This window comes from Polaromonas sp. P2_G11 (assembly GCF_056403595.1).
Genome location: NZ_JBFUFE010000005.1, coordinates 275,875 through 290,594 on the forward strand (window position 1 = coordinate 275,875; position 14,720 = coordinate 290,594).

General features: G+C 62.7%; 14 protein-coding genes. 7 read left to right on the forward strand and 7 right to left on the reverse strand.

What is annotated here, in order from left to right; translation table 11 throughout:
- Positions 1 to 45: 45 nt before the first annotated feature.
- The 3 genes from AC1DWQ_RS18715 to AC1DWQ_RS18725 form a co-directional block, all read right to left on the reverse strand.
- Entirely contained in the window at positions 46 to 1,317 is a 1,272-nt protein-coding gene (locus tag AC1DWQ_RS18715; protein ID WP_477670968.1) for an MFS transporter, read from the reverse strand.
- Between the two features lie 24 nt (positions 1,318 to 1,341).
- A complete protein-coding gene (locus AC1DWQ_RS18720) occupies positions 1,342 to 1,830 on the reverse strand; it encodes a hypothetical protein (RefSeq protein WP_477670969.1) in 489 nt (162 codons plus the stop codon).
- 86 nt (positions 1,831 to 1,916) lie between these two features.
- Positions 1,917 to 3,107, reverse strand: a complete 1,191-nt coding sequence (locus tag AC1DWQ_RS18725) for an aminotransferase-like domain-containing protein (RefSeq protein WP_477649566.1) — start codon at positions 3,105 to 3,107, stop codon at positions 1,917 to 1,919.
- Positions 3,108 to 3,239: 132 nt separating this feature from the next.
- Between AC1DWQ_RS18725 and AC1DWQ_RS18730 the strand changes: the two genes are divergently transcribed.
- From AC1DWQ_RS18730 to AC1DWQ_RS18745, 4 genes are read left to right on the forward strand one after another with little or no spacing between them, the layout of a single operon-like run.
- Positions 3,240 to 3,839 carry a TetR/AcrR family transcriptional regulator gene (locus tag AC1DWQ_RS18730; RefSeq protein WP_477670970.1) on the forward strand — a complete coding sequence of 200 codons (600 nt, stop codon included), beginning with the start codon at positions 3,240 to 3,242 and terminating at the stop codon, positions 3,837 to 3,839.
- A gap of 31 nt (positions 3,840 to 3,870) precedes the next feature.
- The gene (locus AC1DWQ_RS18735; RefSeq protein ID WP_477670971.1) at positions 3,871 to 4,398 is read left to right on the forward strand and encodes an SRPBCC family protein; all 528 of its coding nucleotides are present in this window, start codon (positions 3,871 to 3,873) and stop codon (positions 4,396 to 4,398) included.
- Positions 4,388 to 4,798: a PaaI family thioesterase gene (locus AC1DWQ_RS18740; RefSeq protein WP_477670972.1), complete on the forward strand. Its 411-nt coding sequence runs from the start codon at positions 4,388 to 4,390 to the stop codon at positions 4,796 to 4,798. Before AC1DWQ_RS18735 ends, AC1DWQ_RS18740 begins: the two co-directional genes overlap by 11 nt.
- 39 nt (positions 4,799 to 4,837) lie before the next feature.
- Positions 4,838 to 5,827: an AraC family transcriptional regulator gene (locus AC1DWQ_RS18745; protein ID WP_477670973.1), complete on the forward strand. Its 990-nt coding sequence runs from the start codon at positions 4,838 to 4,840 to the stop codon at positions 5,825 to 5,827.
- On the opposite strand, the gene AC1DWQ_RS18750 is transcribed toward AC1DWQ_RS18745, so the two are convergent.
- Positions 5,822 to 7,486 carry an alkaline phosphatase family protein gene (locus tag AC1DWQ_RS18750; RefSeq protein WP_477670974.1) on the reverse strand — a complete coding sequence of 555 codons (1,665 nt, stop codon included), beginning with the start codon at positions 7,484 to 7,486 and terminating at the stop codon, positions 5,822 to 5,824. The genes AC1DWQ_RS18745 and AC1DWQ_RS18750 overlap by 6 nt on opposite strands.
- Before the next feature lie 243 nt (positions 7,487 to 7,729).
- Between AC1DWQ_RS18750 and AC1DWQ_RS18755 the strand changes: the two genes are divergently transcribed.
- The 3 genes from AC1DWQ_RS18755 (at position 7,730) to AC1DWQ_RS18765 (ending at position 11,019) form a co-directional block, all read left to right on the forward strand.
- A complete protein-coding gene (locus AC1DWQ_RS18755; RefSeq protein WP_477670975.1) occupies positions 7,730 to 8,776 on the forward strand; it encodes a BLUF domain-containing protein in 1,047 nt (348 codons plus the stop codon).
- A gap of 120 nt (positions 8,777 to 8,896) precedes the next feature.
- The gene (gene nth / locus AC1DWQ_RS18760) at positions 8,897 to 9,538 is read left to right on the forward strand and encodes an endonuclease III (protein ID WP_477670976.1); all 642 of its coding nucleotides are present in this window, start codon (positions 8,897 to 8,899) and stop codon (positions 9,536 to 9,538) included.
- Between the two features lie 353 nt (positions 9,539 to 9,891).
- Positions 9,892 to 11,019 carry an ABC transporter substrate-binding protein gene (locus AC1DWQ_RS18765; RefSeq protein WP_477670977.1) on the forward strand — a complete coding sequence of 376 codons (1,128 nt, stop codon included), beginning with the start codon at positions 9,892 to 9,894 and terminating at the stop codon, positions 11,017 to 11,019.
- A gap of 145 nt (positions 11,020 to 11,164) precedes the next feature.
- Here the strand turns inward: AC1DWQ_RS18765 and AC1DWQ_RS18770 are convergent, their stop codons facing one another.
- The 3 genes from AC1DWQ_RS18770 to AC1DWQ_RS18780 all read right to left on the reverse strand — a co-directional run bounded on the left by AC1DWQ_RS18770 (position 11,165) and on the right by AC1DWQ_RS18780 (position 14,660).
- A complete protein-coding gene (locus AC1DWQ_RS18770; protein ID WP_477670978.1) occupies positions 11,165 to 12,289 on the reverse strand; it encodes an ABC transporter substrate-binding protein in 1,125 nt (374 codons plus the stop codon).
- An 89-nt stretch (positions 12,290 to 12,378) separates the two neighbouring features.
- Positions 12,379 to 13,356 carry a Bug family tripartite tricarboxylate transporter substrate binding protein gene (locus AC1DWQ_RS18775; protein WP_477670979.1) on the reverse strand — a complete coding sequence of 326 codons (978 nt, stop codon included), beginning with the start codon at positions 13,354 to 13,356 and terminating at the stop codon, positions 12,379 to 12,381.
- Between the two features lie 83 nt (positions 13,357 to 13,439).
- Entirely contained in the window at positions 13,440 to 14,660 is a 1,221-nt protein-coding gene (locus AC1DWQ_RS18780) for a pyridoxal-phosphate-dependent aminotransferase family protein (protein ID WP_477670980.1), read from the reverse strand.
- Positions 14,661 to 14,720: the final 60 nt, after the last annotated feature.

A 14,720-nucleotide genomic window follows, 5' to 3' on the forward strand; every position in this document is an offset into this window, starting at 1 on the left:
ATGGCATGAGACTTTTGATGAACTTTGCTGGCCACATTCTTAAGTTTAAGGTTCAATTGATTCAACGCCTTTATGAAAGTTATCCCGCCGCCTCAACACCCAGGCAAAGTAAACCCCCTCCACCGCCATCACCGCCCCACCCAGTGCCACCACCGCACTGCTCCCGATACGGTCGATCAAACTGGCAGCCAGCACCACGCCGATGGACTGGCCCAGAAACAGGAAAGAAGCAAACATCGAGACGGCCGTGCCGCGAGCATGAGGTGCCATCTGCGTTGCGTTGGCCTGCATGACATTGTGGAACATGAAAAAACCAAACCCGCCCACGAGGCTGGCCGGAATGGCCGGGGCCCAGTGCGGGGTGTAGGCCAGCACCAGGGCGCTGATGCCGACCATCGTGCCGCCCAGAATCACCAGGCCGTGCTGGCCGAAGCGGCGTATCAGCGGGCGGCCTGCGGCCATGTACCCAACGCCGCCCAGGCCGAACAGCGCCACGATGGCGCCTGACACCGAAAGCGACAAGCCCAGGGCATGGTGCAGGTGCGAAGCCCAGATGGCCAGCACGCCAAAGCCGGCGGCGCCCTCTATCACCGCCATGATCAGCACGACGCGTGACCAGCGGCCGGTAATAATTTCCAGCGCCTGCGTGACGAAATGGGTGCGCTGCACGGGTTGACGGGGTGTGGCTGCCGGGGCTTTGCCCTCGGCGCGCTGCGCGGCATTCTGGCGGCGCAGGTCAAGGTACATCAGCGTGCCGACCACGGCAAACAGCACGGTCATGAACACAAAGGACCAGCGCCAGCCCAGCGCATCGGTCAGCAGGCCGCCAATCAGCTGGCCGCACACAATGCCCAGCGTGCTGCCCAGGCCGGTGCGCGTGAGCATTTCCTGCAGCTGATCGGCGGGCACGTTGTCGCCTACCCAGGCCATGCCCAGCGGAATCAGCGCCGCGGCGCCCAGCGCCATCAGCAGGCGGGCAAACACCAGCGCGTCAAGGCTGTGCGCAAACACGGCCAGCAGGCTGCCGACGCTGCAGCCCAGCGTGGCAAAAGTGACCACCCGAAACTTGCCCAGCCTGTCGCCCAATGGGCCGTAAAAAAGCTGCGACGCGCCATACGTCATGGCAAATATCGACACGACCTGTGCAGCCTGGGCCAGGCTGACGGCAAACACACGCGACAGCTCGGGCAGCATGGCGTCGCAAATGCGCTGGGCCATCATGCTGGCAAAGGTGCCAAATGAAAGAAGAAGGATGGAGCGCCGAACGGCGGGGGAAATGCTGGCGTGGGGAGCGCTGTGCGCGGCGGCAGGAGTCATGAAGGTAAACAGGCCCGGCAGCTGCTATATGGCCAATTTCGAAGCGGCTTTCCATTGCGCAATACGGGTCATGTGGTACTGCAAATAGAAGGTGCTGAAGAGGAAAGTCATGGCCGCTGAAAGCTCAAGCTGCATGGGTTCAACGCTGTTGTAGTGGTTCAGCATGGACCTGCGGATGGAATAAGCCCCGAAATAGAAGATCACATACGACACGAGCATCAAGACAAAACCAACCCCCTTGAGGTTGTCTGAGCCTTCAAACAGTATCTGGGCAAAAATGGCCAGCGGAACATAAATGACGAATTGGGTCGTCGCATTCGACGCCGGATTGATTTTTCGCACCCAGGTGGATTGGACGAACATCCAGACGATCATGAAGACCCCAAGCGTGAGGAGCGTAAACAGCAGCACCAAAGCCCAATGCAATTGGGGTGGCGCCGGGTAAGCGTCTGCGTTCATACCGCCGCCTTGTGGCCCGGGGTTGGTGAAAGGATCCGGTTGGTAGTCACTCATAAGCGTCTTTTTTCTTTTTTTAATCGATCAATCGCGCGAGGCCATCGGCGACCGCCCGCGATAGGCAGCAAAGCTGGCCGGTCGCCTTACAACGCCTTGCCCAGCCGGGCCACACCCTCTTCAATCTTCGCCACATCCGCGGTGGCAAAGCTCAGCCGCAGCGTGGCCAGGTCCGGGTTGCTGGCGTAGAACGGCGCGCCGGGCACAAAGGCCACGAGCTGCTCAATGGCTTTTTTGGCGAACTCGCCGGCGTCTTTGCTTTTGCCGCCCGCGCCCGTCAGGCGTGCCCAGAAGAACAAGCCGCCCTGCGGCTGGGTGAATTCAATCGCGTCACCGAGCTCGCGCTTGAGCGCTGCGCCCATGGCATTGGCGCGCTCGCCGTACACCTTGCGCACATGGGTCAGCGTGGCGGGCATGCGGCCGGCCTTGAGGTATTGGGCAGCGGTGGCCTGGGCGAAGGTGCTGGTGTGGGCGTCGCTGAACTGTTTGCACATGGTGGCTTTGGCCAGCAGTTCGGCGGGGGCGATCATCCAGCCCACGCGCAGGCCGGGGCTCAGCACCTTGCTGAGTGAACCGCAATGCGCCAGCAGCTCGCGGCTGCCAGGCACGCCGGCGCTCAAGGCCAGCAGTGAGGGTGGCGGCGCCTCACCAAAGTAGAGGTCACCGTAGGGGTCGTCTTCGACGATCAGCGTCTGGTATTTGACGGCCATCTCGAGCACCTTCTTGCGGCGCTCCAGGCTGAGCAGCGCGCCGCTGGGGTTGCCGAAGGTGGGAATCAAATACACAAACTTGGGTTTGTGCTGGGCGATGAGTTGTTCGAGCTCGTCGGTCTTGACGCCATGGGCGTCAATCGGCGCGCTGATGAGTTCTGCGCCGTACAGGCGAAAACACTGGATGGTGGCCAGGAAGGTGGGGCCTTCGACGATGACCTTGTCGCCGGGGGAGATCATGGTTTTGCCCAGCAAATCAAGCGCCTGCTGGCTGCCGGTGGTGACGATGAGGTTTTCGGGGGCGACGTCTTTGGCGCCCTTGGTGGCCATGAAGGCGCTGAGCTGTTCGCGCAGCGGGCCGTAGCCTTCGGTGGCGCCGTATTGCAGCGTGCCGCCGGGTTCTTCGTTCAGGGCCTTGTTGCTGGCCTCCTGGATGCCGGCCACGTCGAACATGGCGGGGTCCGGAAAACCGCCGGCAAAGCTGACGATGCCGGGCTTGCCCAGCAGTTTGAAAAGTTCGCGGATGGCGGAGGTTTCAACGTTGTTGAGGCGGTCGGCAAATTGCAATGGCATGGGGGTCTCGCTTTCTGTTTTGTATTGTCGCCAATTTGCGCGCAGGTTTCCTGCGGCTTGGGCCGCCGGTTGCCTTGCGGCCGCCGGGAAGTTGACAGAGTATTAATCTAGAGTAATACTCTAGTCATGAGTTCTGCCACACCCCCTGCCGCTGCCGCCCTCTCTACCCGGGACCGCCTGCTGGACGCCGCCACCAAGGTGTTCCTGGCGCATGGCTTCACGGCCGCGTCGATGGACATGGTGCGCCAGGAGGCGGGCGTGAGCAACGGCAGCCTGTACCACCACTTTCCCACCAAGGCACAGCTGGCCGATGCGCTGTATGCGCACACGCTGCGCGATTTCCATGCGGCGCTGATGCAGCCCATCAGCGGCAAGGCCTCGGCCCAGGCCGGCGTCAAGGGCCTGATGCGCGCGTACATCCAGTGGGTGCTGCAACACCCTGACCAGGCACGGCTGCTGCACACGCTGCGGCGCGGCGGTGACATGGCAGGCGGCGCCGAGATCGACGCGGCCAATGAGCAGGCCTTTGCCACGCTGAAGGCCTGGGTAGCGCAGCAGGTGGAGGCCGGCGAGATGCGGGCCATGCCTTTTCACCTGTGGATGGCGCTGATGTTTTCACCGGCGATGTCGCTTACGCAGGGCTGGGTCAGCCAGCCCACCCCGGCCGTCACACCCAAAGTGAGGGCCGCACTGGAACACGCGGCCTGGATGGCCGTGGCGCCCTGAACACGTTCCCGATTCAACCAGGAGTACTTGCATGAAAGTTGTCAATGTTCATCAACGTTTGCTGCACGCGAGCCCGCAGCAGGTAGGCGCGCTGATTGATGCGCTGGGTTCGCAGGCCGATACGCTGTGGCCCGGGAAGGCATGGCCGCGCCTGAAGTTCGACAGGCCGCTGGCGGTGGGTGCCATCGGTGGGCATGGGCCTATCCGCTATGTGGTGGAAGCCTATACGCCGGGCCAGTCGGTGCGGTTTCGCCTTACCGCGCCGGTGGGTTTTGACGGCTGGCACGGTTTTGAGGTGCTTGAGGCCACGCCTGCGCATTGCGTGCTGGAGCACCGCATTGAGATGAACACACACGGCACTGGCCTGCTCTTGTGGCCGCTGGTGATTGGCCCCCTGCACGACGTCTGCGTGGAAGACGTGCTGTCGCAGGCGCAGCTCTCGCTGGGCAACGAGCCACGGCAGGTGCCCTGGCCGGCCTACATACGCCTGCTGCGCTGGCTGGTGTCGGGCGGCAGGCGGTTGACCCCGCCGTTTTCACGCAGGCAACATGCCCGCTGACTTGCTGGCCTGGGGCCGTCAGGTGCTGGGGCAACAGCCCTTCAGCGCGATGCTGAACGCGCAGCTGGATGCCTTTGCGCCCGGCGGCGCGGAGCTGTCGGTGCCTGTGGTGCCTGGCCTCTTGCAGCAGCACGGCTTTGTGCACGGCGGTGTGTTGTCTTACTTGGCAGACAACGCGCTCACGTTTGCGGGGGGCTCGGTGCTGGGCGACTCTGTCACGTCAGAGTTCAAGATCAACTACCTGCGCCCGGCCAAAGATGCCGAGCGCCTGCTGGCCGTGGCCACGGTGGTAGGCAGCGGCAAGACGCAGGCGGTGTGCCGATGCGATATTTTTGTGCTACGCGGGAAGGAGCGCATCTTGTGCGCAGCAGCGCAGGGCACGATACGCAAAGCGGGCTAGCCACAGCAACACGGGGCCGCTGGCGCTAGACTTGCCGGCATGCCTTTGACCCAGACGCAAGAGCTCGCGCCCAACCCGCACCAGCATACCTACATCGCCCGCATCAACCGGGTGGTAGACCACGTCAGCGCCAACCTGGACGGCACGCTGGACCTGCAAACGCTGGCCGATGTGGCGCACTTTTCACCTTGGCACTTTCACCGCGTGTTCCAGGCGGTCACGGGCGAAACCCTGGCCGACTGTGTGCGCCGCCTGCGGCTGGAGTCGGCGGCGCAGCGCCTGATATTTACGCAGCAGACCGCATTGCAGGTGGCGCTTGACACAGGTTTTGCGTCAGCCGAGGTCTTCAGCCGGGCCTTTCGCGCCCACTTCGGCACAACGCCTACGGCCTGGCGGCGTGGCGACTGGCGTGAGTGGGCAACGCGCCACGTGCTTGAACATGGCAAGAATCATCAAGCCCATCACAAGCCGAATCAAGACTCCATCATGGCGCTGTTTAAAGATAGAACCCTCTGGCCCGTGGGGCCGGTTTTATCTGAAAGAGGCTTGAACATGCACATTGAACTGAAGACCATTCCTGCCATGCGCCTGGCTTACATGCGCAATACCGGCCCTTATGGCGACCAGGTGGCGCAGCTATGGCAACGCTTTGTCGCCTGGTGCGGCCAGCACGGCCACATGAGCCCGCGCCCCAGGATGTACGGCATCAGCCAGGACAACCCCGAGATCACGCCGGCCGACAAATGCCGCTACGACGCCTGCATTGAAGTGAACGAGGCCTTCAAACCGCAAGGCGAGACAGGCGTGCAGAACTTTGGCGGCGGGCGCTACGCCTGCGGCCGTTTTACCGGCAAGCCGGGCAATGAAGTGCACGAAGCCTGGACGCACATGTTTGCCGAGTGGCTTCCGCAAAGCGGCTACCAGCCGGAGAACAAGCCGGCGCTGGAGCTGTATGAAGAAGACTTTGTAATGGATCCGAAGACCGGCACCTTCAGTTGCTGGCTGTGTGTACCGGTCAAGGCGCTATAGCCCCTGTAGAGGCAACAGCTTGCCTTCGGCCGCGGAAGGCGGCGCAATGCGCAGCAGGCGTGACAGCGTGGGCGCGATGTCCACCACTTCCACGCGCGCATCGATGCGGCCGGGCTTTATCCAGGCGGGGCCGTACATCAGGATGGGCACTTGCGTGTCATACGGATGCGGAGAACCGTGGGTGGCGACCGTGTTGCCGAACATCCAGCCGGGCTTGAGTGAATACTGCACGTCGCCCGATACATCGGCGTGCCAGGATTTTCGGATCTGGTCGAAAAATGGCGCACCGGCACGGCTTGCGCTTGCCAGTTCGCGGCGGGTATAGGCCGCAGCAAAGCCGGGCTCTGCCAGCAGCAGGGTGCGGGCTTCTTCTGCCAGGGCATTCGGGTCTGCCTGCTTTTGCGCGATGAGTTTTTTGTCGAACAGCAAGCTGGAGCCGGAGAACCCTGCTGTCCATTTGCCTTCGCCAAAGCGTTTTTCCAGGCCGGTGTTGACGCGCCACAGCACCTGGCTGCTGTTGACGCGACCGGCCTCACGGCCCTGGCTGGCGAGGTAGTCAGGTGACGGCATAAAGCCGTGGTCGGCCGTCAGCATGACGAGGTAGTTGTCTTTGCCGACGCGGGCATCCAGGTCCTGGAAGAAGGCCTGCAGCATGCGGTCGAGTTGCAGCAGGTGGTCGTGTGACAGACGCGACTCGGCGCTGTAGGCGTGGTTGACATAGTCGTGGCCCGACAGGCTGACCGACAGGATGTCGGGAATGTCGTCCTGCCCCAGCTGCTCGCCGGCAATGGCCGCGCGGGCAAACTCCAGCGACATGGCATCGACAAAAGGACCACGCAGCAACGAGCTGTAAAACCGCGGGCCGGGCGCCGTGTCGTCGGGCGCTCCGTACATGGCAGGCAAACCGCCACCGGCGGGGCCAAACCATTTTTGCTGGTCGGGCACCGAGCGCGCATAGGCGGCCTCAGGCAGCAGGGCTTTCCATTCAGTCTTGAAATAGCGGTCGGCCAGCTTCTGGCCGTTAAAGGCATTGACCCAGCCCGGGTGCGCGGCCATGTAATGCGTGCTGGACGCAAACTGCCCTGTGGCGCCCATATACATATAGGCCGTGCCGGTTTTGCCGGCGGGCAGAATGGCGCCGCGGTCTTTGCCGGAGATGCCGATCACTTTAGAGCGGCTGTCTACCCGCCGCAGCACGTCGCCCACCGTTTCCGCCTTGAGGTTCTTCGGGCTGGTGCCGTCGAGTGCATTGGTCTGGTGGCCGATGTAAGTGGCCGTGGTGTCGCCCGTGCAGTACACCGGCTCTGCGGTGATAGGGTCGCGCCAGTCGTTGCCGATGATGCCGGTGCGATGCGGATAAGCGCCGGTGAGCATGGTGGCGTGGCCGGCCGCGGTGACGGTGAAGGCATGGCCGTAATGCGCGTTGGCAAACCAGGCGCCGCGGTCAAGGAAGCGTGCCAGGCCATCGGGCGTGAGCTGGTCGCGGTAGTCCAGCACCTGGCGCTGCGGCAGCCCGTCTACTACCAGGAAGACAACGAGTTTGGGCCGCGGTGCAGCGGCCTGCGATAGCGCGGTAGCGCCGGGCGCTGCGGCACAACTGGCCAGCAATACTGCCGTGAACGCGGCAACCAGAATACGCAAAGGTGTGTGAAGTTTCATGGGGATCATGCGGGTGATGCTAGGTGACTTCATGGTTTGCGGGCAACAGTAGTCACCCGTAGCAGCCCTGGCTGTCACGGCCTGTTGCCGGGAAGGCTTGCATGGTAACTGCGTCACCACGTACCCATTTGGGTCCCCCTGTGTAGGACCATGGCTCTCCGGACTGCTACTTCTGTCTCGTTCACATTTGGTTTCAATGCCAAAGGATTGACGTGCGTTTCGGTTGTAAGGCAGGATGCATTCATGACCAACAACGCAGCGCCGGACACGGCGCCCAACGTAGCGCCATATGTCGCCGCTCCAGGGGAGACGGAGGTTGAACGCGTGGTGACGGCGAGCATGTGCAACATGCGGGAAGGCATCTTCGCGCAGATGGAAAACATCCGCACGGAGTCGCTGCGCCACAACACGCCCCTCGGTCTGCACGTTGTGCTGCATTACCAAAGCGGCTGGTTTGTGCATTGGGTCGAAGGGCCTTCGGCGGCCGTGCGGGACTTGCTGCAGCATGTTGTGCAACACGACCCGCGCCACCATTCACCCCATACCCTGCACACCAGCAAGGGGCGGCGGCTTTTGCCGACACCGTGGTCCATGGCGATGTCGCAGGCCACCGAGTCGGCGGTTTATTTCGGCCGCCGGGTCATGGCACTGCGGGAGCAACTTGAAAAGGGCAAACAGTATTCGCCCTCCTCGGTGCTTCGCCGCCTATCGGCGCCCATGCAGCTTGCCCAGGCGCAGGCACTGGCAGACCCCGAAGCCTTTCACCGCATGGGTATCTGCTCGGCCAGCGGCACCGAGGCTTTCGACATGGTGGGCTGGCTGGCCCAAAAAACCGGCGGGGTGGTCGCCAAACGGCGCTTTGCCGGCGAGACAGACTTTGACGGCAGCAGCGAGTATGTCGACTTCATGGAAGGCGGCTACCCATGCCGGCTGATTGCCGTGGCGCGCAACGGCCTCACGCACGGGCTGCGCCGGGCTTTCCTTCCGGAGTGGCCGCATTTTGTGATGCTTTTTTGCGGCTCGGCCAAATTTGACGACGCGCTGATGGCCCGCATGATCGCCGCTTGCGACGGCCTGCCTGCGAAGCCGGTGCTGGTGGGGGTTGCCCGCGACACCACGACCCACCAGCGCATGCAGGACATGGCACAGGCGGCGCAGCTGGAGTATGTCGTCGGGGGCGTTGCCACGCCCGACAACTGCAGCGCCATATGGCAGACGATGCGCGACCAGCTGGATCGGGCCGGTGCGCCGTCCAGCTCGGTATGGGACGTGCCGCGCATGGCGGCCTGAGCGCCCTGCCCCATTTCCCTGCTTCCCCGCTTCCCTGCGTCCCCGTTTTTGTTTGTCGGCATCTAGCTACGCCGACGGGTCTTCGCGCGCCGGCCTGCGCACGCCGATACACTGCGAGGCATGAAAAAAGAAGACATCGCCCCATTCTTTGCCACGCTGAAGGCGGCCAACCCAATGCCGGTGACCGAGCTGGAATACACCAGCGTATTTGAGCTGCTGGCCGCCGTGCTGCTGAGTGCGCAGGCCACCGACGTGGGCGTGAACAAGGCGACGCGCAAGCTTTTTCCGGTGGCCAACACGCCGCAGGCCATCATCGACCTAGGGCTGGAGCGCCTGGAGTCTTACATCCGCACCATCGGGCTGTACCGCACCAAGGCCAAAAACCTGCTGGCGGCGTGCCAGATTCTGGTGGAGCAGCATGGCGGCAAAGTGCCGCGCAGCCGCGAGGCACTGCAGGCCCTGCCCGGCGTAGGCCGCAAGACAGCCAACGTGGTGCTGAACTCGGCATTTGGCGAGGCGACGATGGCGGTGGACACGCACATCTTTCGCGTGAGCAACCGCACGGGCCTGGCGCCCGGCAAGAACCCGCTGGAAGTCGAGCTGGGCCTGCTCAAGCGCGTGCCCGCCGAATACCTGGTGGACGCGCACCACTGGCTGATATTGCACGGGCGCTATGTGTGCATTGCGCGCAAGCCCCAGTGCTGGCAGTGCGCGGTGGCGCCGTGGTGCGACTTCAAGCCAAAGACGCCGGTGCCTGCGTAGGCCACAGGCAGCCGCGCTTGCGTTTGACCCCACGCTATGAAATCAGTAGCTGCTGGCGAGCCTGCAGAGGCTACAGTAGCGGCGCGCCTCAATTGCGCAGCTTGCCGTCGCGCGTCACCATGCAGCGTGTCGGCCCGGGTTGAAAAAGAAGCCCCGTCCGAACAGGGGTGTAGTACTTGCAGCTTACGGGAAGTTGCCCTGTGTTGCGCACGGTCAACGCCGCAGTGCCGCCCCGTCGCGCATGGTGGGTATCCATCTCGCGAAGCGTGCGAACTTGGGGGATTTTTCCTCTTCGGGCAACCTATCATTGAAAGCTCCCGCTGGCTCAGCCAGATTTTTTTGATGGATGAGTCATGTTTAACATTTCGGCTTCACGTACCGTTCTTCGCGCCCTGAGCCTGTATCTCGTATTTTTTGCGGGTGCCAGCCACGCGCAAAAAGCCTGGGTCATCGGCCAGTCCGCCCCCCTGAGTGGCAGCAACGCCAGTTTCGGACGCGACATTCAGGACGGCGCTCAGGCCTACTTCAAGTCAGTCAACGCCAAAGGCGGGGTGGCCGGCCTGCCAATCCAGCTGGTGACGCTCGACGATAAAAACGACCGCAAGCTGGCCGGCGCCAACACCACGAAACTGCTGGCCGAAAATGACGCGGTGGCCCTGTTTGGTTATGCGTCGGCCACGCTGAGCCTGGACGCCATGCCCCAGGCGGAAAAAGCCGGTGTGCTGTTTTTTGCACCGTTTTCCGGTGCCAACCCGGTGCGCAAGCCCAGCCCGGTGGTGTACACGCTGCGCGCATCCTACGGCGACGAGCTTGAAAAAATGCTGTCCTTCTGGACGGGCCTGGGCCTCAAGCAGGTGGTGGTGGTGCATTACGACGACGAGGTCGGCAAGCAGAATCTGGCCGTGGTGGTTGCCTATCTGGCCAAACAGGGCAAGAAACCCGAGGCTTTCTCCCTGCAGCGCAATGCCAAGGTGAGTGAGGCCCAGGTCGCGCAGCTGCTCGCGCTCAAGCCCGACGTCCTCATCAACACCGTGCTGTCCGGCGCCGCGGCTGACATCAGCAAGCAGGTGGTAGCACAGGGCAAATTCATTCCGATGTCCAGCCTGTCTTTTGTGGGCGCGCAGCAATACATCGACGCAGCTGGCGAAGCCGGCGCCGGAGTGTCCATCTCTCAGGTCGTGCCCAATGCCGCATCCCCGTTGCCGGTGGTCAAGGAATGCGCCAAGGCGCTGCAGGACGCCGGCGTCAAGCAGGCCATGAACAGCGCCCATCTGGAAGCTTGTATTGGCGCAAAGGTGCTGACCGAAGCCATGCGCCGCAGCAAAAAGCCAGGCGATGCCAAAGCCCTGCTGGCTGCGATGAGCGCGATGGGCAGTTATGACACCGGCGGCTTCGTCGTGTCCTATTCACCAGGCCAGAACCACGGCAGCAAGTACGTGGAGCTGGGCATGGTGACGCGCGACGGCAAGCTGCGCAATTGAGGCGCGCCGCTGCTGTGGCCTCTGCAGCCTCGAAAATGCTGCAAGAAAATGGCCTCTCAGCCTTTGCCGCTTAAGCGCCAGCAGCTACTGATTTAATAGCGCGGGGTCAAACGCAAGCGCCGCCGCCGGCGGCGTAAAGAAGCGCTTAGCGGGCGAAGGTGCCGTCGGCGCGAATCATCGTCAGATTCACGAAGCGCGAACCCAGATTGCTTTGCTTGCTGTAAGTCAACGCAAAGCCGCCCAGGTCTTCATTGGTAAATGTTTCCAGCGTGCTGATGAGTTTGGCGCGCGTAACCGGCGCCGGCGTTTTTTGCAGCGCGCGCACCACCAGCTTGGCGTTCAGGAAACCTTCCATGCTGTTGTAGCTGAACTTCTTGTCGCCGTTGGCCGAGATGATGGTCTGGTATTCACGCACGACGGCATTGCCCAGTTCGGTAAACGGGTAAGGCACGACCTGCGAGGCAATCACGCCGGCTGCCGCATCCTTGAGTTCGGCATGCAGGCCGGACGACACACTGAGCACCATGAACTGGGCGGTCACGCCCTTGGCGCGAAAAGCCTGGATGAACGCCGCATTGGGCTTGGCCTGCCCGATCAGGATCACGGCCTGCGGCTGCGCCGCGGCAATCACCTCGGCGGCCTTGGCCACGTCTACCGTGCCGCGCGGCACCGGGGCCACGGCAGCAGCCGTTGCGCCGCGCTTTTGCATGGCGGCGTTCAGGGCTTCCAGGCCTTCCTTGCCGAAAGCGTCATCCTGGTACATCACGCCGATTTTTTTGATGCCGATGGTCCACGCGTGGTTGACCGCCGCTTCGATCTCGTCGGTGGTGCTTGCGCGCACATGGAACAGGTTGGACACATACGGGTCGCGCAGCGACTTTGCGCCGCTGGTGTTGCCGATCTCCGCAATGCCGGCCGCCTGCACCAGGGGCACGATCTTCAGCATGTTGGCCGTGCCGCGATAGCCCACCAGCGCCACGGCGTTTTGGGTTTCGATCAGGGCCTTGGTGTTCTCGGCCGTCTTGTCGGGGTTGAAGCCGTCGTCCAGGCTGACGAGTTTGATTTTCTCGCCGCGAACGCCGCCTTTTTTGTTGATGTCGTCAAAGTAGGCGTTCATGCCGCGCACATAGTCGGTCGTCAGTGCGGCGCTGTTGCCAGAGAGGTCACCCGAGTGGCCGAGCACGATGTCGGCCGAAGCGGCCGAGCAGGCCAGGCCCAGAAAAAGAGCGGCCAGCAAACTGCCGCCCTTTGGAAAATTAACAACTTTCATGAAACGAATCCCTACCCTCTTGTGAAAAAATTGGTGTCAATAAAAAAGCCGGCCCAAGGCCGGCTTGTGCTTCCGGTGCGCGGTGTATGTCAGGCGTCGACCCTGACCTTGGCCTGCTGGGCCACCTGCGCCCACTTCTTTTGCTCCATCTTGATGAAGGCCGCAAATTTTTCGGTGCTGCCGCCGCCGTCTTCGGCGCCGTACTGGTCCATCTTTTCCTGCACGTCCGGCATGGCCAGCACCTTGTTGACGTCTTCATTCATGCGCTGAACCATGGCCCGCGGCATTTTGGAAGGGCCCATGAGGCCGTACCACACGGTGGCTTCGAAGCCCGGGAAACCGGACTCGGCCATGGTGGGCACATTGGAATGGCCTTTGGCGCGCTTGAGACGCGTTTGCGCCAGCGCGATGGCCTTGCCGCTTTTGACATGCGGCGTGGCCGAGGTCATGGTTTCAAAGCAGTAGTTGACCTGCCCGCCGATCAGATCGACCAGCGCCGGGCCTGAGCCACGGTAAGGAATGTGCAGCGCAAAAATCTTTGCCTGGAGCTTGAACATTTCCAGTGCAAAGTGCTGGGCCGAACCACCGCCCGCGGAAGCAAAGCTGATCTGGCCGGGCTTGGCCTTGCACAAGGCCACCAGGTCCTTCACGGTTTTGGCGGGCTGGTCGGCATTGCAGATGAGCATGTTAGGCGTGACGCCGACCATGCTGATGGGCACGAAGTCGCGGTCTGCGTCGTAGCCGAGCTTGATGCCGAGCGCCGGTGCCAGCGCGTGGCTGTTGATGTGGGCCATCAGCAAGGTGTTGCCGTCACCGGCCTGCTTGGCCACGTAATCGGCCGCAATCACACCGGCGGCGCCGCCCTTGTTTTCAATGATGACCGAGGTGTTCCACATGGTGGACAGCTTCTGGCCGACCACGCGCGCCAGCGCGTCGGTGCCGCCGCCGGGCGGGAAACCCACCACAATGCGCACCGGCCCGCTGGGCAGCGTTTGCGCCCTGAGCATGGGTGACGCCACCATGGCGGCTGTGGCCGCCGCCGCGCTGATAAAGGTTCTGCGTTGCATGGTTTCCCTTTTTGATTCAGTAATTTATGGAATTTTGATGACCGTTTGACGTAACACCCCCTGCGCTCGTGCGCAGCGGGTGATCAGGCTGCCTTGCGCTGCGGCACCACAGCCGCATGGCTGGAGAAATGATCCATGGCGGCCTGCACGCCCGAGCCCGCGAGCTTGACGCCTGCAAGTTTGAGGCCCATTTCACAGCCGCTCAGCGCCGCCATCAGTGTGAGGTCGTTGCAGTCGCCCAGGTGGCCGATGCGGAACATCTTGCCTTTGACCTTGCCCAGGCCGGTGCCGAGCGAGCAGTCAAAGCGTTCGTAAATGATCTTGCGCACCGCATCGGCATCGATGCCCTCCGGTGTCATCACGCCGGTCAGCACCGGCGAATACACGGCCGCGTCGGCGCACTGGATTTGCAGGCCCCAGGCCTTGACCGCAGCGCGCACGCCGACAGCCCAGCGCTGGTGGCGCGCAAACACGGTTTCCAGGCCGTGCTCGAGCAGCATGTCGCAGGCTTCGCTGAGGGCGTACAGCAGGTTGGTGTTGGGGGTAGACGGCCAGTAACCGGTCTTGTTCATTTCGATGATTTCGTCCCAGGCCCAGAAGGCTTTGGGAAGCGTGGCCTTTTTGCTGGCTTCGATGGCTTTGGCCGACACGGCGTTAAAGCTGATGCCGGGCGGCAGCATCAGGCCTTTTTGCGAGCCGCTGATGCTGACGTCGACGCCCCACTCGTCGTGGCGGTAGTCGGCCGAGGCCAGGCCCGAAATGGTGTCGACCAGCAGCAGGGCCGGATGCCTGGCGGCGTCAATCGCCTTGCGCACGGCGGCAATGTTGCTGGTCACGCCGGTGGAAGTTTCGTTGTGCACCACGCAGACGGCCTTGATGCTGTGCTGGGTGTCGGCCTTCAGGCGCTCTTCAATCAGGTGGGCCTGCACGCCGTGGCGCCAGACGTCGGCGCCGGGATAGCCGATGACTTCGGTTTTGAGGCCCAGGCGCGCGGCCAGCTTTTGCCACAGCGCAGCAAAGTGGCCGGTTTCGTACATCAGCACATGGTCACCCGCATTCAGCGTATTGGAAAGTGCAGCTTCCCAGGCGCCGGTACCGGAGGCCGGGTAAATGATGACGGGTTGTTGGGTCTGGAAGATCTTCTTGATGTCGGCCAGCACCTTGAGGCCCAGCGCCGCGAATTCAGGGCCGCGGTGGTCGATGGTGGGCAGGCTCATGGCCCGCAGGACACGGTCAGGCACCGGCGAAGGGCCGGGAATTTGTAGAAAATGACGTCCGGTGGGGTGAAAGTCAAGCGTCAACATGGCGAAAAACTCCAGAAGTAGGACGCTATTTTTTGCATACAAAATTCATTTGTCAATAGA

What these genes read in the sequence shown, in the direction of transcription:
- AC1DWQ_RS18720 (WP_477670969.1), bottom strand. Translation starts at nt 1,830, where the DNA reads ATGAGTGACTACCAACCGGATCCTTTCACCAACCCCGGGCCACAAGGC.
- AC1DWQ_RS18715 (WP_477670968.1), bottom strand. Translation starts at nt 1,317, where the DNA reads ATGACTCCTGCCGCCGCGCACAGCGCTCCCCACGCCAGCATTTCCCCC.
- AC1DWQ_RS18765 (WP_477670977.1), top strand. Translation starts at nt 9,892, where the DNA reads ATGTTTAACATTTCGGCTTCACGTACCGTTCTTCGCGCCCTGAGCCTG.
- AC1DWQ_RS18750 (WP_477670974.1), bottom strand. Translation starts at nt 7,486, where the DNA reads ATGAAACTTCACACACCTTTGCGTATTCTGGTTGCCGCGTTCACGGCA.
- AC1DWQ_RS18770 (WP_477670978.1), bottom strand. Translation starts at nt 12,289, where the DNA reads ATGAAAGTTGTTAATTTTCCAAAGGGCGGCAGTTTGCTGGCCGCTCTT.
- AC1DWQ_RS18745 (WP_477670973.1), top strand. Translation starts at nt 4,838, where the DNA reads ATGCCTTTGACCCAGACGCAAGAGCTCGCGCCCAACCCGCACCAGCAT.
- AC1DWQ_RS18775 (WP_477670979.1), bottom strand. Translation starts at nt 13,356, where the DNA reads ATGCAACGCAGAACCTTTATCAGCGCGGCGGCGGCCACAGCCGCCATG.
- AC1DWQ_RS18740 (WP_477670972.1), top strand. Translation starts at nt 4,388, where the DNA reads ATGCCCGCTGACTTGCTGGCCTGGGGCCGTCAGGTGCTGGGGCAACAG.
- nth (WP_477670976.1), top strand. Translation starts at nt 8,897, where the DNA reads ATGAAAAAAGAAGACATCGCCCCATTCTTTGCCACGCTGAAGGCGGCC.
- AC1DWQ_RS18735 (WP_477670971.1), top strand. Translation starts at nt 3,871, where the DNA reads ATGAAAGTTGTCAATGTTCATCAACGTTTGCTGCACGCGAGCCCGCAG.
- AC1DWQ_RS18780 (WP_477670980.1), bottom strand. Translation starts at nt 14,660, where the DNA reads ATGTTGACGCTTGACTTTCACCCCACCGGACGTCATTTTCTACAAATT.
- AC1DWQ_RS18755 (WP_477670975.1), top strand. Translation starts at nt 7,730, where the DNA reads ATGACCAACAACGCAGCGCCGGACACGGCGCCCAACGTAGCGCCATAT.
- AC1DWQ_RS18730 (WP_477670970.1), top strand. Translation starts at nt 3,240, where the DNA reads ATGAGTTCTGCCACACCCCCTGCCGCTGCCGCCCTCTCTACCCGGGAC.